Consider the following 21944-nt stretch of genomic DNA (forward strand, 5'->3'; position numbering starts at 1 on the left):
CCAAAAATTTTAAAAAAAGGAAAAGAAAAATGGCAGATAAATTTGAATTTCAAACCGAGGTTAATGACCTTCTAAATTTAATGATTCACTCTCTTTACTCAAACAAAGAGATATTTTTAAGAGAGCTTATTTCAAACTCAAACGACGCACTAGACAAGCTAAACTATCTTTGTTTGACCGACGAAAAGTACAAAAAACTAAACTATACCCCACGGATCGATATCAAAATCGATGAAAAAGCCAAAACACTGACTATTAGTGATAACGGCATTGGTATGGACAAAGATGAGCTTATCGCAAATTTGGGCACAATAGCAAGAAGCGGCACAAAAGGCTTTATGAAGAATTTAAGCGGTGATGCAAAAAAAGATAGTTCACTAATAGGCCAATTTGGCGTTGGCTTTTACTCAGCTTTTATGGTAGCAAACAAGATCGAAGTCATCAGCCAAAGAGTACTTGGCGATAAGGCCTACAAATGGACATCTGATGCAAAAAGCTATGAGATCGAGGAGGCCAGCAAAGAGAGTTTTGGTACTGATATCACTTTGTATCTAAACGATGATGAGTTTGCAAATTCTTGGCGTATTGAAGAGATAGTCAAGAAGTATTCAAACCACATTCCTTATCCTATATTTATGGATAAGCAAAGCTATGTCGCTCCAAAAGAAGGCGAAAAAGAAGGCACATATGAGACTAAAAATGAGCAAATAAATAAGGCAAATGCGCTTTGGAGGCTAAACAAAGCTAGCCTTAAAGAGCAAGATTACAACGACTTTTATAAGCAAATTTCTCACGACAGTAGCGATCCTCTCCTTTATATTCATACAAAGGCTGAAGGCAAGATCGAGTACTCAACTCTATTTTATGTGCCAAGCACCGAGCCATTTGATCTATTTAGGGTTGATTATCAAAGTGGCGTAAAGCTTTATGTAAAAAGAGTTTTTATCACAGATGATGCAAAAGAACTCTTGCCGCCATATTTAAGATTTATCAAGGGTATCATTGATGTTGAGGATCTGCCATTAAATGTAAGCCGTGAAATTTTACAAGAAAATGCGATCATGAGAAGTGTCAAAGAGCAAAGCGTGAAGAAAATTTTAAGCGAGCTTGCAAAACTAAAAGATAACGATCGTGAAAAATACATAAAATTTTACAAACTATTTGGTAAGGTTTTAAAAGAAGGTCTTTATGGATTCAGTGCTGAAAAAGAGCAAATTTTAGATCTTTGTCTATTTAAAACCTCAAAAAGAGATGGACTTATCAGCCTAAAAGAGTACAAAGAAGCAATGAAAGATGATCAAAAGTCGATCTATTATATCAGTGGCAACAACGAAAATATGCTAAGAAATTCTCCACTCCTTGAGAGCTTTAAGAAAAATGATATCGAGGTTCTTATTATGGATGAAGAGATAGATACGATCGTTATGCCAATGGTGAATGAATTTGACAAAACTCCTATAAAATCTATCTCGCACGCTGATATTAATGATGAGATAAAAAGCGATGAAAAAGTAGATGAAAGCAAAGTTGCAAATACACTTGTTAAAATGAAAGAAATTTTAAAAGATGAAGTTAAAGACGTAAAACTTAGCTCAAGACTCTCAAGCTCCGCTGCTGTGCTAATTTATGATAAAAACGATCCTGATTATGCTATGCAAGAGATGCTAAAACAAATGGGACAAGGTGCAAACGCTCCAAAAGTTAAGCCGATCTTAGAAATCAATGCTGACCATGAAATTTTTTCAAAACTAGAGAAAAATGAGGCTATGATTTACGACATTGCGCCTTTGCTTCTTGATATGGCAAGGCTAAATGAGGGCATGAGCCTAGAAAACCCTGCTAAATTTTCAGAGCTACTAACGAAAGTGATGATAAAAGCTATCTAAATTTATAAAGCCCAAGAGAAATTTTGGGCTTTAACCTGCTTCTATAAATTTAAATTTCCTATATTTATTATCTTTATTACGGTAAAAATTTAATTGTGTAAGCTAAATTTCCCACGCCAAAAGACGTGGGATAAATTTACGCTATCTTGGTAGCGTCGATGATGTTTAGATCAAGTCCAAGATCTTCAACAGATAGTCCAAGTGCAAGACCTACAAGCTGAGATAGGTGAATGATAGGCTTTCTCACATTTGAGTGGTTCTCATCTTGATATCTCTCTTGGTAGATGTCAAGTTGCATTTGACAAAGTGGGCATGGTGTGACAACTACGTCAGCGCCGTTTTCATCGGCGTTATTTACGATCTGACTTGACATTTTCCTTACAGATGTGCCAGCTGGGTAGCTAGCGTGGAAACCACAGCAGTCAAGTCTTTTCTCAAATGGCACGATAGTAGCACCAAGTGCGCCTACAACAGTTTCAAAGCTCTTTGGATTGACTGAGCTTTCTCTATTGTGCAGATCTTTTTCAGGTCTTAGGCTATGGCAGCCGTAAAACAGCGCTACTTTTAGCCCGCTAAGTGGTTTAACAACCTTTGCTCTTAGCGTTTCTACGTTTTGATAAAGCACCCAAAGAAGGCTTGTGATCTCGGTTGAGCCATTATATTTCATATTGCCCTCAGCCAAGAAAGTATTTATGCGGTCCTTTGCACCCTTATCAAGTGTAGTTTTTGCTCTTGTTAGAGTTAGCATACAAGTTGAGCATGTCGTAAGCATCGGCATATTCATCTGCTCTGCAAGCGCTATGTTTCTAGCATTTGCCACAAGCGTAGCGATAGGATCTACGTCTTGTGCTTGTTGGGCACCACAGCAGCTCCAGCCCTTTATCTCGTGAAGCTTCCAGCCAAGTATCGGAGCGATAGCCTCAAGCGACATCTTAGCCTCTTTAGCTGCTTGAGAGAGTACGCATCCTGGAAAAAAAGCGAATTCGTTTTGCATAATTACTCCTTACTAGCAGCTTTGCGAGCCGCATTTATCATTTTTACTAGATTATCATGTCCTTCTATGTCCTCTTCGCCAAAGATATGAAGCGGATTCATCTTACCTGCAAGCATTAAATTTGCAGCGATATCCATTTTGCCCATATTTCTAAACACTCCCTCAGAGCGAAGTGCAAGCTTGATCTCATTTAGTCTGCCTGAGCCATCAACTAGATCGGTTAAGAACGCCTCAGCGTGATCTGGTCCCATACCATCATCAAAGCCTTTTTGTATAGCCATGATGCGAAGATCAGTTATGTCTTTGCATGCGCTTATGCCTTTTGGACAGCGATCAGCGCACTCTTGGCACTTTACACACATCCAAAGACCATTATCGATAGCTGGTTTTAGATGCGGCATAGGATCTTTACTACGTGAGTCAAATGCCGCTCTATAAGCATGCACAAATACAAATGGCTGCATATAATCGCTCGCATCAGCTTCAAGCTTATTACACTCACTAGCGCACGCTCCGCAAAGTATGCAGTCCCATTCAAGTGCTACTTTTTCGTACTCTTTTTGACTTTGCTTACAGCCTTTTTCTGCGCTAAATTCTGACTTAGCAGTGATGCTAGGCCTAATCTTGCGTAAATTTTCGATACTTGGCTCCCAGTCCACCATAAGATCAGAGATGACCCTGAAATTTCCAAGTGGAGAAATTCTTATACTCTCTGGATTGTCATACTCCGCCAAAAGCTCATTCATCTTTGTATCGCAAGCTAGATACGAGTGACCATTTACTCTAACAGCACACGCTCCACATATCGCTGAACGGCAAGATGCAGTGAAATTTAGCGTCGCATCCTTTTTTTGTTTGATATCAAGAAGCACTGTTAAAAGAGTTTTGCCTTTGATCTCTTCATTTGTTAGCTCATAAGTTGATTCATATTTTTTAGTTCCGTCAAAACGGTCGATAATAATTTCCATCCTAGCTCCTTACTCTGGCTTCTTGCCGTCAAGTGAAAATATGCCTGTCACAATGTCTTTGTAGCTAAGTTCAAGCTTGCCGTCTTTTAGTGTGACTATGCTGTGTTTTAAGAAATTTACATCATCTCTTTTTGGATAGTCCTCTCTTGTGTGAGCGCCACGGCTCTCAAGACGATTTTGCGCTGCAAGGCATGCTGCACGAGAAAGAAGTATAAGATTGCCAAGCTCGACATAGTCGGTAAATGCTGTATTCATAACTGGGTTTTGATTTGGCACTTTGATAGTGTCATATTTTGCTTGGATAGCTTCTAGGTTTTTAGAAAGCTGATCAAGTTTTGCGCCAGTTCTAAAGATACCCATTAGATCCCAGTTATTTTTACCAAGCTCTTCACGAAGTGCGTACATGTCGTTCACACCGCCCTCGCCTGTTGCTATGGCTTTAAATTTATCTTGCCACATTTTTGCTAGCTCAGAAGTTTTCTTTCCGCTTGCAAATTTTGCATTTTGAGCGTAAGCACCAGCACCTTTGCCAGCTAGATCACCAGTTACAACTGCGTCAGTTAGGCTGTTTCCGCCAAGGCGGTTTGCACCGTGGATAGATACACATGAAGCCTCGCCACCTACATAAATTCCAGGGATTTTTGTGCTCATATCATCAAATTTAGCTACCTCTATGCCACCCATTGAGTAGTGAGCTGTTGGACGGATAGGTACTGGTTGTTCGATTAGATCGATATTTTGGAAAAGCATGGCTGTGTGGCGAATTTTTGGAAGCTTTTTCATAATAGTATCTTTGCCAAGGTGACGAACGTCACAAAGCACGTAAGCACTCATACCCTCGCCAAAGCCTCTGCCTTCGCGAATTTCTGTCTCGATCGCACGAGCGACGACGTCACGAGGAGCTAGCTCCATCTTTTCGTGATAGTTTTTCATAAAACGCTCGCCCTTGTTGTTTAACAAGTAACCACCCTCGCCGCGAGCAGCTTCTGTGATTAGTGTGCCGCCATTTTGAACGCCAGTTGGGTGAAACTGAAGCATCTCAGGGTCTTCAAAACCAAGACCTGCTTTAAGCGCAGCAGCAATGCCATCACCAGTTGCTATAAATGGAACTGATGTGCGGTTATAGAAAATTCTAGTGTATCCGCCAGTTGCGATGACTAGAGATTTGCAAAGAACTGGATAAATTTGACCATCTTGGATGTTGCGAAGAACGACGCCTTCAACCTTGCCATCCTCAAGACCGATCTCAAGTAGCTCATGATCCATTAGAAATTTAACGCCAGCTGTGATAGCGTCGTCAAGACAGGCGTGCATCAAAATGTGGCCAGTTTTATCAGCCGCGTAGTTACAGCGCTTTTTGCTAGCGCCACCCATGAAGCGAAACGCAACATCACCATTATCTTTACGGGACACGTCACCATTATCTATACGAGAAAAGAGCATGCCATTGTGGTCTAGCTCGTGGATGACTGCGCCTGCTGCCTCGCAAAATTTCACAACTGCATCTTGATCAGCAAGATAAGCCGCACCTTTAACTGTGTCATAAGCGTGAAGCTTGAAGCTATCGCCGTTACTAAAGTCAGTAACGCCGTTTATTCCGCCCTCCGCCATACAGGTCGCATTGCGAGATGGCATCATCTTTGTAGCAACAACGACGGTTGAGTTTGGATATTGCTTGCGAACGGCTGTTGCTGCACGAAGTCCGGCACCACCAGAGCCGATTATTAGCACATCAACGGATGGCAAGCCACTTTCATTGCCTTTTGGCAACTCACCAGCAAAAACATTGGTTGCACCAGCTGTTGTAGCTAGCGCACCTACGCTGATACAGGCACTTTGTAGAAATTCTCTTCTGGTAAATTTTTCACTCATTGATAACTTCCTATCTTAGTAAATTTTTAGCGTTTAAAACGCACCGCCAGTTCATTTCTTAATATTTTTTAAAATAACTATATTAATTAAATAATTAATAATGAAAGATTACATTAAATTTACTTAAAAGAAACATAAAGATTTATTTTAGATTAAGAAATGAGAGCTGATATTAAAATCAAAAAGGATAAAATGGGATTTTTTAGGCGATTTATATAAATTTAGCGGTAGAAATTTTATAAGATGTATAAAAATTTCTACCGATTTGAAGTTTATTTTTATTTTTGAGTTTTTAAGCTTTAGAAGCTCTTTTTTAGGATATCAGAAAGATAAATTTACTTTTATACTTAAATAAATATATTAAATATAATAAATAACATTATTTTTGTCCTATTATCAAAATTCACCCTTTGGGTGCAAAATTTCTTTTAGCTCGCTATCACTTAGCTTATAGTTATAAAATCTCTCGTAAAACTCTCTTGTTTTTTGCTCTAAATTTAGATCGCTAAATTGCTCTGGGTAAAATGTCTTAGCCAGCCAAAGCGGATAAAGCGCACCTTCAGCACTTCTTACGCTCCAAAGATAAACGCCACTTGGCACTACAAAAATTTCTCCATTTTGCACAGCTTTTAGCTTGGCAAATGATGCGTTTTTAGCGATAGCATCGGCACTTTTTTGTGAATTTGTGATGATAATGTCTGGGTTAAAGATGATGACTTGCTCTTCATTTATCGCTTTTGAAATTTTAAAATCACCATCGCTTAGCTCTGAGCTTAAATTTATGCCACCAGCCACGCTAATATACTCTGCGCCGATATCCTTTGAGCTAATGGTGCTAAGTTTCCTGAGTTGTAGTTAAGCACCAAGACTCTCTTTTTTGGCGTTAAATTTGCCGTTTTTTGGCTTACAAATTTTATGTTGTCGTTAAAATATTCATTAAACTCATGCGCTCTTTTTACGCTCTTTTCACCCCAAATTTCAGCGATCTTGCTAAAGCTATCTTGTATCTCTTTGATGCTTTGAAATTTATCTATCTTCACAACTGCGATGCAAGCGCTCTCAAGCTGAGCTTTGCTGTTTTCATCAAACATCATACCAACTGGCCCAAAAACAACTTGCGTTTTTGACGCTATGATCGTCTCAACGCTGCTACTTAGCATGCCACTTTTATTGTTGTTACTCTTTATATTTGGAAAAATTTTTGACATTAGTGGAGGCAGTTTTGGCGCACCGCTAATTATATGATCTTCGTTGCCAAGCATCGCAGAGACCTGCACAAATGCCCCTATCAAAGGCGTCGCACGCTCGATAATATCAGGCACTTCTACCTTTTTGTTGTCGCTATCAAGCACCACTCTTGCTTGCAAACTAACAAGCAAAAAAGCCAAAAGTAAAATTTTCTTAAACATATCTTCTCCTTTCAATCCACCATCACGCAAGAGTAATGCTCGCGCTCATCGATGATATTTTTCACCACTCGTATATCTACGCCGTAAATTTTCTTTAAATTTTCGCCATTCATCACCTCGCTAGCCTCGCCGTAGATGTAGTTTTTATCCCGTCCAAGCATCGCAACCTTTGCATTTAGATAAAAGACCTGCTCTGGTTGATGAGAGGTGAGGATGATGATGTAGCCTTGCTTTGCGAGCTTTTTTATCTCTTTTAAAACTCGCATTTGGTTGCCAAAGTCTAAATTTGCCGTTGGCTCATCAAGTAGCATCACCTTTGAGCGCTGCGCTAAAGCCCTAGCTATCAGCACCATTTGCCGCTCACCGCCACTTAGATCGGTGTAAATTTTATCTTTAAAGCTCTCTAAATTTAGCGTCTTTAACGCATCTAGCGCTATCTTCTCGTCCTCTTTGCTAGGGCGCTCAAATATACCAAGCCTTGCATTTGCACTCATCATCACGACGTCAAAAACGCTAAAGGCAAATGGCGGAGTGTAAGATTGCGGGACATAGCTTATAAAGCTTGCTCGCTCTTTTTCGCTCATCTTTAGCGCGTCTTTGCCATCTATTAAAATTTCTCCTCCAAGTGGCTTTAAAAAGCCAAGTATCGTCTTAAACGTCGTTGTTTTGCCAACGCCATTGCTACCAAGCAGGCAAAAGATGTCGCCATCTTGTAAATTTGCATTGAAATTTTCTATAACGACCTTTTTATCGTAGCCACAGCTTAAATTTTTTATCTCAAATTTCACGCAAAACCCTTTTTGCTCTTATAGAGCAGATAGACAAAAAGAGATGCGCCAACTAGTGATGTGATGACGCCAAGTGGGATCTCACTTGCCATTAAGCTGCGTGAAGTGGTATCAACTATCAGTAAAAACAGCCCTCCGCCAAGCAGCGAAGCTGGAAAGAGCGTGATGAAATTTGCTCCCACGACAAAGCGCATAATGTGAGGGATGACGAGCCCCACCCAGCCCACGATACCGCAAAATGAGACGCAAGTAGTGGTTAGAAGCGTTGAAGCGATGATGATTATGATGTTATAAAATTTCACATTTAACCCCATCGCCCTAGCCTCTTCTTCGCCAAAGCTAAGCGTATTTAGCTTGAAGCGAAGCATGAAAAGTGGCACAAGGCAGATCATGACTACGCAAAAAAGTAGAGCTAAATTTTTATATCTGCCGCTTCTTACAAGGCTTCCCATCAGCCAAAAAGTAACTTCAGGCAGCTTATCTTCGCTGTCAGCTAGAAATTTTATGAGCGAGCTAAGCGCTCCAAAAAGAGATGAGATGACGATGCCAGTTAGCACCATCACGAGTAAATTTAGCCTACCCTTTGCGATAACGCTGCTTATAAAAACGACGGCAAAAACGGCAAAAAGACCACAGCCAAAGGAACTAAGCTGTACGCCTATGTAGTTGAAATTTAAGATGATAGCCACGCTCGCTCCCACAGCTGCGCCACTTGAGACGCCAAGGATGTCAGGCGAGACTAGAGGGTTTTTAAAAAGACCTTGATAGACAGCTCCAGAGCTAGCAAGCGCTGCACCAACTAAGATAGCAAAAAGCACCCTTGGCAAGCGGATGAGCGTAAAGACCGTATATCCTTGCTCGTCGCTTGGCTGCTCGTTTAAAATGGCTGATCTTATAAACTCAAAAATTTGAGCGTAACTTATCTCGTAGCGTCCGATACCTAGAGAAAAAAAGAGTACCAGCAAAAGTAGCGCAAATAATGCGAAAATGATCTTTTGACTACTCAAATTTCATCTCCCATACGTCCCACCAGATAAGATAGCTCTTTGTCTCTCTTTTAAATTTATATCCGTCATTTGTTTTGATAAGATACTTCTCTACGTTTTGTTTGTAGATTTCTTCTTTTTCAGGTGCGATCTTGCCGACAAATCTAAAATAAGAAAACGCCTCTTCAAGGCTAGCAAAATCCCTCTCAAAAATGGTGTCGATTATCTTTAAATTTGGATTTGCTCCCATGTCGTAAGCGATATTGAAGATAAAGTTATAGCTAAATCTCCTGTCGCTAAGACCTGCCTCATTTTCATCTTTTATCCCTTTTAAGAAGTCTTGCCAGATATCTTTTAGGCTTGGATGATCTGGCAAAAACGAGGTCATCACGACATATTTTTTAGCAAATTTGCAAAGCTTTTTTATATCAAAAAGTCCAACTGAGCGTGATGCTAGCACGATGTCATGTTTTGGCAAGTCTTTTAAGCCCTGCTCATCACCCCAGTCTTTTTGGATGAAATTTATATTTTTTACCCCAGCCTCTTTTGCATTTTTCTTGGCATATTCAAGCATTTTTGCAAATGGATCTAGAGCGCTCACGCTCTTTGCTAGCTTTGCAAGTGGCACGCTAAGCCTTGCTGGACCACATCCCACGTCAAGCACACTATCATCTTTTGTGATAGGTAAATTTGAGAGTAAATTTAGCGTAGAAGCCGCCTCCATGCGTGTCATCTCGTTATACATATCTGCGTAATCATCCCAATTTATACCGCCATCTTTGCCTTTTACTTTTTGTAAAGTAGGCGAAAACACTCGCTCCAAAATCGCTTGATAATCAACCAACCCTTGCATCTTTTCTCCCTTTGGTTATTTAAATCTGCCCTACAAAAAGGGCAAAATTAAAGAGCCTAAAGCCAAAATAAATTTGGCTTTGGTTTTTAGAATTTAACTTGAGCTGAAAGCATGAAGGTTCTGCTTTGTCCCAAGAAAAGTGAGGTTCCGCGTCCAGCAATCGCTCCATCTACGTCAGATGGGAACATTCCTGCCCAGTATTTTTTATCAAAGAGATTATTTATGTCAAACCTTATAGTTGTCTCTTTGCCTAGCCAAGCTTTTGTAGTGTATCTAGCTCCAATATCGGTTGTAAAGTAGCCATCTACACTATGAGCGTTGGCATTGTCGATGTAGCGTTTGCCTGTGTAGTGGAAATTTGTTGTAAATGCAAGTTTGTTTGTGCTAGGAACTGCGTAGTCAAATAAGACATTTGCTTGAAATTTTGGCTCACCGATAACTGTTTTACCCTCAGACACGCCATCTTTAGCATTTTTTATATTAGCATCAAGAAGTGTAAAACCCCCATACATACTTAATGTATCAACAAGCTTTCCGCCAGTAGTTAGCTCAAAGCCGCGGTTTCTTTGTGTGCCTTGAATTTTATACTCTGCACTTGCTCCATTTCCAAATAGGTATGCTACTGGACGTTTGATCTCAAAGATCGCAGCTGATAGATCAAGCTCGCCTAGTCTTGCTTTTGCACCGATCTCATATTGTTTACTTCTAATAGGCTCTACTGTTAAAGTCTCACCTGCTCTAGGTCCTCTTCTAAAAGTATAAGTTGATTGTTCATTTGAGATACTATCTGCATAAGTAGTATAAAGGCTTACGTTTTCAACTGGCTTATAGACAAGGCTTACACCGTAGTTAAAGCCACTTTTATCATAGTTTTTCTCTTTAGATGGATCTAGCCTATAGCTTGTAAACCAGCTTCTTGAAACTGATAAGATAGTGCTGAAGTAGTCATTAAATTTAATATCATCAACAACAGAAATATTTTTCATATCGCTACTACTACTTTTATATCTACCACTTCCTTTTGCCACATGTGGATCGTTAAAGATTCTTGGGTTATACAAATTTGACGTACCAAGATTTGCTCTACCGCCACTATTTCTAGCACTATAAATAGTCCAGCGGTATCCATTTGTAGCTACGGCAAAATTATGCGATAAAGGACCTGTTTCAAAATTTGTCAAACCTTTTAAAAACCAGCTGTCTACATCAAATCTGCCAGATGCACCACTACCACCACTTTTAGTAACCTCATAATCTCCATTTTGATTTAAAAATTTTCCATCGGTGCCATACATATCACGGATAGCCTTTTGCCACTGATAGCCGCCCTCAAAGTACCAGTTGTCTGTTGGAGCGTATTTTAACTTTACACTAGCTGTTGTTGTTTTAAGGTGATTGCCACCAAAAGACTGCTCAAGTCCTCTTTTGGTATCTTTTACAGGGCTTGGTACATCAAAGTCTGCAACTCCGTTTGTTAATGGCATGCTAAATCCACCTGGCATACCTGAGTTTTTATGCTCATAGTGGCTAAAGTTTGTCTCAAGTGTTAAATTCTCTGTAAGGTAAAAATCAAGTCCTAGTGAGGCTAAGCGACGAGAGAATTTACTATCTTTAGCATTCTTTTCTCCACCCGAATAGTAAAAGACGCCCCTATATCCAACTTTTTCAAATTTGTTTGAAGTATCAAGACCTACGCCTAAATTTGACCTTGAGCTGTAATCAGTCCAGATGATATTTTGAAGTGAAACTGGGCGTTTACGAGAGTAGAGGAAATATCCAGAAGGTGTAGCACCACCATAAAGTGAGCCGGCAAGTCCGTTTTGGATTTGTAAACTCTCAAACATCGCCATAGGTATAGTTGTGGTTGATGAAGCATAAAAACCATCCCAAAGAACGTTACCTACAATTGAACCTTGAAAACCACGAGTTTGTGGGCGACCAACATCACCACCGCCACGATATTGAATTTGTGCTGAAGGGAAGTACATAACTGCATCTTCAAAACCTTGAACACCTTGATTATCAAGAACCTCTTTTGAGATCGTATTTACTTGATAAGGCATATCTAAAACTTTTTTGTCAGCCAAAGGACCAGCAGCGACTCTTTTGCTTAAAATTCCCTCATCAATACCGCTCTCGCCGATGTTATCACCAACTGAATTTACTTCAACACCCTCAAGCTTTGTCGTTTGCACAGCAAAAACTTGACTTAAAAACCACTGCACATCAAAAGTGCAGCACATGTTGCAACCGAGATTTTGTAACTCAATTTTTACTCCTTTTACAAAAATTTTACGTCTGAAATGTTACTAAAACAAATCTTAAATATAATTTATTAATTTATTAAATATTTAAAAATACATTTTATTTAAGAAAGCTAAAATAAGGCATTATGAGAACAATTTTTAAAAATTTCATAGCTTTGATAAGATAAATAAATACTATAAATATAATCTCTTATATCGATAAGTGATGCTTAAAATTTTAAGAAAAGTAATAATTGATTTTTCTGTTTATAGTAGAATTTTGGCTAAAAATTAGCCAAAATTTATTTTAAAAGCTCTTTTGCGTATTTTAGGCCTAGCTCGTAAGCTTTAGCATTTGCCTCTTTAACTTTAGCTGGCACGCTTGCTAGCATCTCTTCACGCACTAAATTTTCATCCATACATCCACTCATAGCCACAGCCACACCAAGAGCCACAACGCTTTGAGTGATGACATTTCCAACCTCGTCTTTTGCGATAGAAATGATAGGAATTTCATAAATTTTCCAGCACTTTTTGTCTTCATCGCTCACCTTTACCAAATTTGGCTCAACAACGATCGCGCCGCCCTCTTTTACGCCGCTTTTAAAGGCATCGTAGCTTATCTGTGCAGTTGCTAGCATAAATTCTATCTCGCCCTCGTTTGCATAAGGGTATAAAATTTCTTTCTCGTCAAGTATGATATCGACCTTCGTTGGGCCGCCACGCACCTGAGATGTGTAGGTAGATGCCTTCACACCGTATCCGCCTGCTTTTATCTTGGCAGCCGAGAGGATCTCGCCTGCTAGTATGACGCCCTGTCCGCCAACGCCGACAAATCTTAATTGTGACTTCATGCTAGCTCCTCAAAATTTATCGTTTCATTGCTCATAGCAGCCTTTCTTACCTTGTCGTAAGCCTTGGTGTATTCGATCTTTTCTTCATCTTTATGAAGCACGCCAAGTGGGAAAATGCCCTTTTTTTCTTCATCGCTTAACATATCAAATTTGACCTTGCTCGTCGTACGGCCCTTTATCCACTCTAAATTTTTGACCGCCTCACCCATTTTGTTCTTGCGGCCTAAATTTATATGGCAGTTTGAAAATACATCAAAAAAGCTGTATCCATCGTGGCTAAAGCCCTCTACAAAGAGCTTTGTAAGCTTCTCTGGCTCAATGACGCTACCACGAGCGACAAAGCTAGCACCTGCGGCGGTTGCGAGCTTACAGGCGTCAAAGCTAGGATCGATGTTGCCGTATTGCGCTGTGACCGTCCACATGCCTTTTGGCGTGGTTGGGCTGGTTTGCGAGTTTGTTAGCGCGTAAATAAAGTTGTTTATCAGGATGTGATTTAGCCCGATATTTCGGCGGCATCCGTGTATCGTGTGGTTACCTCCGATCGCTAGCCCGTCGCCATCGCCAGTTACAACTATGACGTGCTTATCTGGATTTGCCATCTTTACGCCAGTAGCGTAGGCTACGGCTCTGCCGTGAGTTGTGTGGATGGTGTTGCAGTCGAGGTATCCACTAAAGCGGCCAGAGCAGCCGATGCCTGAGACCACGCAAACGTCGTTCATGTCCCAACCCATCGTGTCGATAGAGCGGATGAGTGCTTTTAGTATGACGCCGTCGCCACAACCCCAACACCAAAGAGTAGGCATTTTATCTGTTCGTAAATATTTATCGTAATTAAAAGCCATAAATTTCTCCCATCTTCACCTCGATCTCGCTTGGGCTTATCGGTCTGCCGTTTGCTTTTAGCAGTTTTGCAAAGTCATCTCTTAAGATGACCTTTGAAATTTCGCCGCTATACTGGCCTAAATTTAGCTCGCAGACTAAAATTTTCTTAAATTTATTTGATATCTCTTTTAGCTTTTTAGCTGGAGCTGGAAAAAGTGTGAGTGGCTTAAATAGCCCTACTTTTAGCCCTTTTTCGCGTAAATTTAATATCGCTTGCTTGGCTGAGAGAGCCACACTACCAAAAGCGATGATACAAATTTCAGCGTCTTCAAGCATAAATTCTTCATATTTCTCGCACTCATCAGTGTGTAAATTTATCTTATCAAATAGCCTATTCATTGAGTATTCAACGATTTTTCCATCTTCTGTTGGAAAACCAGTTGCTCCATGATGAAGCCCAGTTATATGGTAGTGATAACCTTTAAAGAAAGGATTTAGCGTAGCTGGCTCATCTGGTGCAGCCTCGTAGGGTTTATACTCTTTTGGCTCGCCGCTAAATTCTTTTCTTTTATAAATTTCTAGCTCGCTAATCTCAGGCAAACGCACCCTTGCTTGCATATGGCCTATCGTCTCATCAAGTAGTAGCATAACTGGCGTCATAAACCTAGCTGCAAGGTTAAACGCTCGAACTGTCTGCGTATAGCACTCCTCAAGGCTACTAGGCGAGAGGACGATCATATTTATATCGCCATGAGTTGGGTTTTTGGCCTGCAAGATATCGCCTTGTGCAACGCGGGTTGGCAAGCCAGTTGAAGGGCCGCCGCGCATGACATTTACGATGACAAGTGGTATCTCAGCGATAAAGCCAAGGCCTATTTGCTCAGCCTTTAGTGAAATTCCAGGCCCTGAGCTAGCAGTCATCGCCTTAGCGCCACTCGCACTTGCACCAAGAGCTACTGAAATCCCAGCTATCTCATCTTCCATTTGTATAAATGTGCCGCCATGTTTTGGCAAAAGTACGCTTAGCTCGTGGGCGATCTCGCTACTTGGAGTGATAGGATATCCACCAAAGAAGTTACAGCCACACTCGACAGCAGCCCTTGCTACTAGGGCATTTCCAGTTGATACTAGCTCTCTCATGCGCTCTCTCCAAGCTTTGCAAATTTATTTGCCTTTACGGCAGCAGCTCGCTCTTTGCTCTCAGGCGTTAATTTTGCAAATTTAAAGCCTTTTTCAGCCACATAAATGGCAAAATCAGGGCAATGAAGCTCGCAGTCGCGACAGCCTATGCATGAGTCAGCATAGACGACCTCTATCATCTTACCAAGCACCGCTTTTGGCTCAAGTCTCATCGCTAGCACGCCTGCTGGGCAGTAGCTCACACAGACATCACAGGCTTTACACCTGCTCTCATCGACCCAAACAGGTACATTTTCTTTTACTATCATCTATATTCCTAATCTAAATTTTCTTTTAAAAATTTAATGTTTTTTCTAATATCAGCTTCGCTTTTACTTAGCTGCTCTTGCTCACTTTCATTTATATTTAGCTCTAAAATTTCTTTTAAGCCCTCGCGTCCAAGCCTTACTAGCCTGCCGCAACTTAGCTCATCATCAAGAAGCACGCTAGCACTTAAAATTTCATCACTCTTGCCCATGATCGCTTCACACATTTTCACAACTGCAGCCGCTGGTGCGTAGTAAGCTGAAGTGCCAAGAAGCTTAACGATCTTTGCGCCACCTGTGCTTGTCTCTTTTTTAAGAATTGCCAACTCATTTTCGTTTAAATTTTCGCTGATATTACTAGCTGATACGATCATCTCGTCGTTGTGAGCGCCAATTATCTTTGTCTTTAGCTCTTTTGCATCTTTATCTTTTAGAAGCGCTAGCTCATATCTGCATCTTGCCCCATCTAGTTCACCAGCCATGCCGATCACTTTATTTTTGCTAAAACCACTAAATTTATGAGCCGTCCAGACCATCACATCAAGCGGATTTGTCACGACGATTATCACCGCATTTGGTGCAAATTTTGCGATATTTTGAGCTGTTTGTTTTACGACTACGGCGTTTTTAAGGAGCAAGTCCTCTCTTGTTTGACCCTCTTTTCTTGGGCTTCCAGCAGTTACCACTACGATATCACTGCCCTCTATTAGCATAAAGTCATCGCCACCACAAACAATAGTTTTAGCATTAAAAACGCAGCTTGACTGAGCTAGATCGATTGCTTTTGCACGTGCCACATCACCAAATATATCCACAAGCGCGATCTCATCGCAAACTTCTCTCATACAAAGCGCATAAGCTATGCTTGCACCGACGTTTCCTGCTCCAACTATACTTATTTTCATTTTCTCATCCTATTATTTGATTTAAAATTTTGCTTGGTCTCATGACCTCATTTGCCCTCACTTCATCTGGCAAATAATATCCGCCAAATTCCACGCTTGCACCATCATTTTGTCTTAACTCTTTTAGAATCTCATTCTCATTTTTCTCTAGTTCGTCCGCTAAATTTTCAAAAATTTTGCTTAAAATCCCGCCACTTTTTGCCATTTCTCTTGCCCAAAATAGTGCCAGATAAAAGTGCGACTCCCTGGTATCAAGAGTGGCGTTTGGCGTTTTGTTTTCATCAAGATAGCTAGCAACCGCTCTATTTAGCGCGTCACTTAGCTCTTTTGCCTCTTTTTTTTGCTTAGCAAACGCTAAATGCTCGAGCGAAGCACTAAGTGCTAAAAACTCACCGAGACTATCCCAAAGTAGATGGTTTTTCTCTTTTAGCTCTTTTACAAGCGTTGGAGCCGTTCCGCCAGCACCTGTTTCAAACATCGCTCCACCAGCAAGTAGCGGCACGACTGAGAGCATTTTTGAGCTACCGCCTAGCTCAAAGATTGGAAAAAGATCGGTTAGATAGTCTCTTAAAACGTTGCCAGTTACGCTTATAACGTTTTTGCCAGCTCTTATTGCCTCAAGCGTTTTTGTGGTTGCTTGCTCGTAGTTTAAAATTTCAAATTTTACGCCAGCGCTAGCAAATTTCTCTCTAAATCTTTCAAATTTAGCTATCAAATTTCTATCATGAGCACGGCTACTATCTAGCCAAAAAATAAGCTCATCTTTTGAAATTTCGCCTCTTTTTAAAGCAAGCTCAAACCACGCATTTATCGCATCTTCTTTAGCCTGCGTCATCCTAAAAATGTCGCCCTTTTTGACGCTAAATTTAAAGACGCTCTTGCTCGCTTCGTCAAAAACTACAAATTCTCCGTCTTCTTTTGCGATGAAAGTCTTATCGTGGCTGCCGTACTCCTCAGCCTTTTTAGCCATGAGCCCCACGTTTGCTACGCTACCGATCTTGCTCACATCAAGCGCGCCATGCTCCTTAAAGTCCGCTACACAAGCCTCATAAACCCTAGCGTATGTTTTATCTGGGATCATGCAAAGCGAGAAATTTAGCTCGCCACTTCTATCTTTTACCTTGCCAGAGTTTCTAATAAGCGCTGGCACGGAGGCATCGATGATGACGTCATTTGGCACGTCAAAGTTGCTAGCATTTTCATTTAGTGCCCAAATTTTTGCCTTTTTGCTAAAAATTTCATCAAATTTAGCCAAAATTTCATCTTTATTTTTAAGAGTTGAAATTTTAGAAAACATATCTTTTAAGCCGTTTTTTGCCTCCACGCTATGAGTTTTAAACTCTTCACCAAATAGCTCAAAAGCCTCTTTAAAATAACTTTTTATCGCGTGAGCAAAGATGACTGGATCGCTAACCTTCATCATCGTGCATTTTAGGTGCAGGCTCAAGGTCAAATTCTCTTTTTCTGCCTCATCAAAGCAGCTTTCATAAAATTTATCTAGCTCATCTACGCTTAAAAATGTCGCATCTACGATCTCGCCGCTTTGAACAGCAAGCTCTTTTAAAAGCTCTTTTTTGCCATCTAAACTTATAAAATTTATATAAAATTTCTCATCTTTTTCTGCGATGATTGAGCGCTCATTTTCATAAAAATCGCCCTTTAGCATGTAGCAAATTTTAGTTTTATTTGCCTTGTCCCAGTCGCCGTTGCTATGTGGATGCTTTTTGGCAAATTCTTTAACCGGAGGCAAGACTCTTCTGTCTGAGTTTCCTTGTCTTAGCACTGGATTTACTGCACTTCCTAGCACTTTTGCATATTTTTTAGCGACCTCTTCGTCGTAGTCTGTGATGATCTCGTCTGGATAAAATGGCACGTTTATGCCCTTGCTTCTTAGCTCTTCAATAGCCGCTTTTAGCTGAACGAGTGTGGCTGAGATGTTTGGCAGTTTTATGATATTTGCCTCTTTGTGTGCGGTTAGCTCGCCCAAAAGCTCTAGCTCATCGGCCTTGCTTAGTCCAAACTCTTTGCTAAAAAGAGATAAAATTCGCCCTGCTAGGCTGATATCAGCCATAGTTATGCTAATGCCAGCGCGGGATAAAAAGCTCTTAACGATAGGAAAGAGAGAGTAGCTTGCAAATAGCGGTGCTTCGTCAGTTTTGGTCCAGATAATGTCACTCATTTTAGCCCTTTTAGTTTTTTAAAATTTATCACTTTCTTTATTAAATCTCGTTGTATTTTAGGCATTTGCTGCAAATTCTAACTCTATTTTCCTATATTTTGGTTGTGCTCGCTTAAGGTTTTTGAAAAAATGTGTTTTTTTGCATTTTTATCAAGCACAAAGTATAAATAATCGCTCTTTGCAGGATTTATCGCCGCCTTGATCGCACTTATTGAGACCGAGCAGACCGGGCTTGGCGGAATGCCGTCGTTTAGATATGTATTAAACTCGCTCATATCGCTTCTTATGCGCTCAGCCGTGATCACATCGTGTGAATAAATTCCGTAGTTTAGTGTGCCGTCCATCTGCAACCTCATGCCCTTATTTAGGCGGTTATAAATGACTGAGGCGACAAGTGGCATCTCAGCGTCATTTGCCGCTTCTTTTTGGATGATCGAGGCGATGGTTAAAATTTTAAACCACTTTTTCTCGTTGTATTCGCCAAAAATTTTATTGCTGATCTCGCTTTGAGCCTTTCTTGATGAATTTACAAGATAAAAAGCAAGGTGCCTTTCGCTGATGCCTATTGGAATTTTATATGTATTTGGCATCAAAAAGCCATCACTCACTGGAGCAAGGGCGTTATATTCGCTATTTAGCTTAACTGGGTCAAGTCCTAGCTGGGCAGCGATCTGGTTTAAAAAAACGATAGTTGTTTCGCCTGGTATTAGCGTTATCTCGGTTAAAGCCGCTTTTGATTTTGCAAGTTTTTTTAAAAAATCAACCCTTGAAATTTTATCTTGGCCGATCTCTATCCAGCCAGATTGCGGAGAGCCGATAAAAAGTATGGCGTATTTATCTATCACGCTTAAGTTAAAGTTGCGATTAGCTAAATAAGATATAATCTCACCCACACTTCCCTTTGGTATAAAAACGACCTTGCTTGTGTTTATAGGGCGTGCCAAATAGACAAAAATACTTAGGAAAATGATGGCTACGATATCAAAAAAAATGTCTAAATATGGCTTTTTCATAAAATTTTTTATCATCTTGATTCTTTCATTTATCTTACTTTTAAAATACGGCATAAAAATTAACGATTTTGAGTTTTACGGCGTAAAATTGGAGCAATTATATATAAAATTAGATAAAAAAATAATTGCAAGAGCAAAGCAGATAAGGCTTCCAAATTTTAAGAAAGAAAGCAAGCAAAAAAGCAGCGATGAGCGCCTTTTAAATCTTAGTAAAAGCGTAGATTTTATAGATACGATTTTTCAAGAAATTTCACTTGAAAATGTGCAAATAGGAGATGATTTTAATATCAAAATTTTATTTTTAGATGATATATTTTTCGTTGATAGCCCTTATCTAAACATCGATATCAAATTTCAAAAAGAGCAGCAAAATGGCGTCGATCTCTTCATAGTAAGAAATTTAAGCTTTAAGGATTTTAACGTAAGTATTAGCGGCGAAGGGAGTGCTGATTTTGATAAAAATGACTATAAATTTGAAGGAAATTTTACCTCTCATGAGCTGCACGGTAAGCTAAATTTTGCTCTAAAAGATACATTTTTAACTTACAAAGCTTACGATGTCGAGGCTGGAAGCATTAAAAACTTCATTGATGAGCTTGATAGCCGCATACATCTAAACAGCGAAGTTAAAAACTGGATATATGGCTACATAGTGGCTGATGACTATCATCTAAATGAGATAAATGGCAAGGCTGACCTTAAAGAAAATGATCTTTTCTTAAACGAGCTAAACGCGACTGCAAATGCTAAAAATTTACTTGTTAAATTTGATAAAGGCTTGCCAGCTGTAAATGTCGCTGAGGCAAACATCACGCTTAATAACTCAAAGCTTAAATTTAACCTTACAGCGCCTGTTTATAATGATAAAAAGCTTGATGGCTCAAATGTCGCAATAAATAATATCTTTGATGAAAAAAGTGCAAATTTAGAGCTTTTTATAAAGACAAATTCCATTTACGATGAGGCGATAAATGAGATACTAAGAGCTTATAAGATCAACGTGCCAGTTAGGCAGCTAAGCGGCAAAATGGACGCAGACCTAAAAATTTTGATAAAGCTTGATGAGAAGAGCTTAGAAAATTTTGATGAAAAAAGCGTCATCGCAAATGGCGATTTTAAGATAAGTGACGCGGTTTTAGATATCGCTGGGAGTAAATTTAACGCTAAAAGTGCCCTTGTAAAGCTCGTAAATACTTCTGTGCTAAACATCGATACTACTGGCTTTGGGCTTGAGTTTTTTAAAGCAAATGCCAAGGCTGATATAAATTTACAAAAAAGTACTGGCGAGATAAAAGGCGTGATAGAAAGCTTTGATCTAAAAGAGAAAAATGATGAAATTTTAACTTTTAAAAATGAGCCATTTAGCGCATTTTTAGACTTTAGCAAGGCCGGTGAAACTTTACTTAAGATAGAGCCATTTGGGCTTGATATGAGCTTTGGTAGTGAAAGCAAAATAACAACAAAAAATAGTAAATTTTTCATAGAGAACTCGCCTGTTTTGAAGGAAAATGGAGTGCTTGGTTTTGATGAGCTTAGTATAAAAAGTAAGGATTTTACTGATCTTGAAATTTTTGCCAAAGAAGCAAACTTTGATTTGCCGTTTTTAGATAAAAATGGCTCAAAGTATGAAAATGACGATCTTAAAATTTTAGTCTCAAAAGCTGGTGTAAAGGTAGATAGCGCAAGTAAAAAGCTAAGCCTAGACATAAAAGAAAAAGCCATAAACGTAAAAACTAAAGACCTAAATTTGCTAGTGCTTGATGATAACAAAACCAGCGAGCAAAGCACGCCGCTTGAGCTTTTAGCAAAGAATGGCGATATCGTTTTAAGGGATCTAAACAAGACCTTGCCATTTGCTAGCTTTAGTGCCGAGAAAAAGGGCAAAAGCACCTCGCTAAATGGGCTGGCGCAGCAAGGAAGAGTTGGCTATTTTAACGATGAAAAGAGTATAAATTTAGACGCAACCGACATAAGCGGAGAATTTATCAACGACCTTTTTGGCATCAAGAGCTTCGAGGGCGGTAAATTTCGCCTAAAAATGCTTGGAGAAAACTCTAAGAATTTCAAAGCTGAGGTGAGATTTTTTGATACTTTTTTAAAAGATTATATCTTTTATCAAAGACTGCTTAGCTTTTTAAACTCGGTTCCATCGCTTCTTAGCTTTAAAACACCTGATTTTAACGACAAAGGCTTTACTGTTAAAAATGGTAAAATTTTACTCACTAGAAATGGCGATATGATCGAGTTTTTGGCGATTGAAATGATAGGCACAAGCGCTGATATCGGCGGACGTGGTACGATCGATCTAAAGAGTAAAAAGATAAATATCGACCTTGAGCTAAAGTTACTAAAAGACGCTAGCAGTATCATTGATAAAATTCCACTGGTAAATCAAATAATCCTTGGCAAGGACCGCTCGCTCTCAACTGTCATCGCCATACGAGGCACTACCGATAAGCCTGAATACTCGACGCAGATCCTGCAAGACGCTCTGCTTTCGCCACTAAAGATAATAAGAAACGTGATTCAGGCTCCGTTTTTGATATTTGAGTAGTTTAAATCTGCAACGCACAGAAATTATAGAAAAATTATTGGCTGCTTCTAAAGCCAAAAATAGGCGTTCATTTTTGATTATATATATTATCCTCGGCTCGCAAAGCGCATAAAAAGGATATCGAAAGCTAAAGATCAAGACCTTGGTAGCTATTTTTTTGCTACTACCAC

18 protein-coding genes are annotated in these 21944 nt (G+C 39.7%); 2 read left to right on the plus strand and 16 right to left on the minus strand.

Annotated elements, in window-relative coordinates; translation table 11 throughout:
- The first annotated feature begins 29 nt into the window (after positions 1-29).
- Entirely contained in the window at positions 30-1886 is a 1857-nt protein-coding gene (gene htpG / locus CYP64_RS05575) for a molecular chaperone HtpG (protein WP_103648991.1), read from the plus strand.
- A gap of 136 nt (positions 1887-2022) precedes the next feature.
- Here htpG and sdhE read toward each other — a convergent pair whose 3' ends face one another.
- The 16 genes from sdhE to mltG all read right to left on the minus strand — a co-directional run bounded on the left by sdhE (position 2023) and on the right by mltG (position 19235).
- Complete coding sequence (gene sdhE, locus CYP64_RS05580) at positions 2023-2880, minus strand: 8-methylmenaquinol:fumarate reductase membrane anchor subunit (RefSeq protein ID WP_087585917.1); 858 nt, start codon at positions 2878-2880, stop codon at positions 2023-2025.
- Positions 2881-2882: 2 nt separating this feature from the next.
- Positions 2883-3848, minus strand: coding sequence for an 8-methylmenaquinol:fumarate reductase iron-sulfur subunit (sdhB, locus tag CYP64_RS05585; protein ID WP_103648992.1), 966 nt, complete (start codon positions 3846-3848; stop codon positions 2883-2885).
- A 9-nt stretch (positions 3849-3857) separates the two neighbouring features.
- Entirely contained in the window at positions 3858-5720 is a 1863-nt protein-coding gene (sdhA, locus tag CYP64_RS05590; protein WP_103648993.1) for an 8-methylmenaquinol:fumarate reductase flavoprotein subunit, read from the minus strand.
- Between the two features lie 396 nt (positions 5721-6116).
- The gene (locus CYP64_RS10315; RefSeq protein ID WP_258032964.1) at positions 6117-6515 is read right to left on the minus strand and encodes a hypothetical protein; all 399 of its coding nucleotides are present in this window, start codon (positions 6513-6515) and stop codon (positions 6117-6119) included.
- On the minus strand, positions 6500-7129 hold the full coding sequence (locus tag CYP64_RS10320) for a hypothetical protein (RefSeq protein WP_258032965.1): 630 nt from the start codon (positions 7127-7129) through the stop codon (positions 6500-6502). Before CYP64_RS10320 ends, CYP64_RS10315 begins: the two co-directional genes overlap by 16 nt.
- Positions 7130-7140: 11 nt before the next feature.
- Positions 7141-7917, minus strand: a complete 777-nt coding sequence (locus CYP64_RS05600) for an ABC transporter ATP-binding protein (protein ID WP_103648994.1) — start codon at positions 7915-7917, stop codon at positions 7141-7143.
- The gene (locus tag CYP64_RS05605) at positions 7914-8924 is read right to left on the minus strand and encodes a FecCD family ABC transporter permease (RefSeq protein ID WP_103648995.1); all 1011 of its coding nucleotides are present in this window, start codon (positions 8922-8924) and stop codon (positions 7914-7916) included. Before CYP64_RS05605 ends, CYP64_RS05600 begins: the two co-directional genes overlap by 4 nt.
- Positions 8917-9756: a class I SAM-dependent methyltransferase gene (locus CYP64_RS05610; protein WP_103648996.1), complete on the minus strand. Its 840-nt coding sequence runs from the start codon at positions 9754-9756 to the stop codon at positions 8917-8919. The genes CYP64_RS05605 and CYP64_RS05610 overlap by 8 nt, the downstream gene beginning before the upstream one ends.
- Before the next feature lie 86 nt (positions 9757-9842).
- A complete protein-coding gene (locus CYP64_RS05615) occupies positions 9843-11999 on the minus strand; it encodes a TonB-dependent receptor (RefSeq protein ID WP_258032966.1) in 2157 nt (718 codons plus the stop codon).
- Positions 12000-12304: 305 nt separating this feature from the next.
- On the minus strand, positions 12305-12856 hold the full coding sequence (locus CYP64_RS05620; RefSeq protein ID WP_103648997.1) for a 2-oxoacid:acceptor oxidoreductase family protein: 552 nt from the start codon (positions 12854-12856) through the stop codon (positions 12305-12307).
- On the minus strand, positions 12853-13698 hold the full coding sequence (locus CYP64_RS05625) for a 2-oxoglutarate ferredoxin oxidoreductase subunit beta (RefSeq protein ID WP_103648998.1): 846 nt from the start codon (positions 13696-13698) through the stop codon (positions 12853-12855). The genes CYP64_RS05620 and CYP64_RS05625 overlap by 4 nt, the downstream gene beginning before the upstream one ends.
- Complete coding sequence (locus CYP64_RS05630) at positions 13688-14818, minus strand: 2-oxoglutarate synthase subunit alpha (protein WP_103648999.1); 1131 nt, start codon at positions 14816-14818, stop codon at positions 13688-13690. The genes CYP64_RS05625 and CYP64_RS05630 overlap by 11 nt, the downstream gene beginning before the upstream one ends.
- Positions 14815-15126, minus strand: coding sequence for a 4Fe-4S dicluster domain-containing protein (locus CYP64_RS05635; RefSeq protein WP_087584529.1), 312 nt, complete (start codon positions 15124-15126; stop codon positions 14815-14817). Before CYP64_RS05635 ends, CYP64_RS05630 begins: the two co-directional genes overlap by 4 nt.
- Positions 15127-15134: 8 nt before the next feature.
- Complete coding sequence (locus CYP64_RS05640; protein WP_103649000.1) at positions 15135-16028, minus strand: lactate/malate family dehydrogenase; 894 nt, start codon at positions 16026-16028, stop codon at positions 15135-15137.
- Positions 16029-16032: 4 nt separating this feature from the next.
- Entirely contained in the window at positions 16033-18207 is a 2175-nt protein-coding gene (locus tag CYP64_RS05645; protein WP_103649001.1) for an NADP-dependent isocitrate dehydrogenase, read from the minus strand.
- An 83-nt stretch (positions 18208-18290) separates the two neighbouring features.
- Positions 18291-19235: an endolytic transglycosylase MltG gene (gene mltG, locus CYP64_RS05650; protein ID WP_103649002.1), complete on the minus strand. Its 945-nt coding sequence runs from the start codon at positions 19233-19235 to the stop codon at positions 18291-18293.
- Positions 19236-19308: 73 nt separating this feature from the next.
- Here mltG and CYP64_RS05655 point away from each other — a divergent pair, with 73 nt between their 5' ends.
- Complete coding sequence (locus CYP64_RS05655) at positions 19309-21774, plus strand: YhdP family protein (RefSeq protein WP_103649016.1); 2466 nt, start codon at positions 19309-19311, stop codon at positions 21772-21774.
- Positions 21775-21944 lie beyond the last annotated feature (170 nt).

The organism is Campylobacter concisus (assembly GCF_002913945.1).
Lineage (GTDB): Bacteria > Campylobacterota > Campylobacteria > Campylobacterales > Campylobacteraceae > Campylobacter_A > Campylobacter_A concisus_P.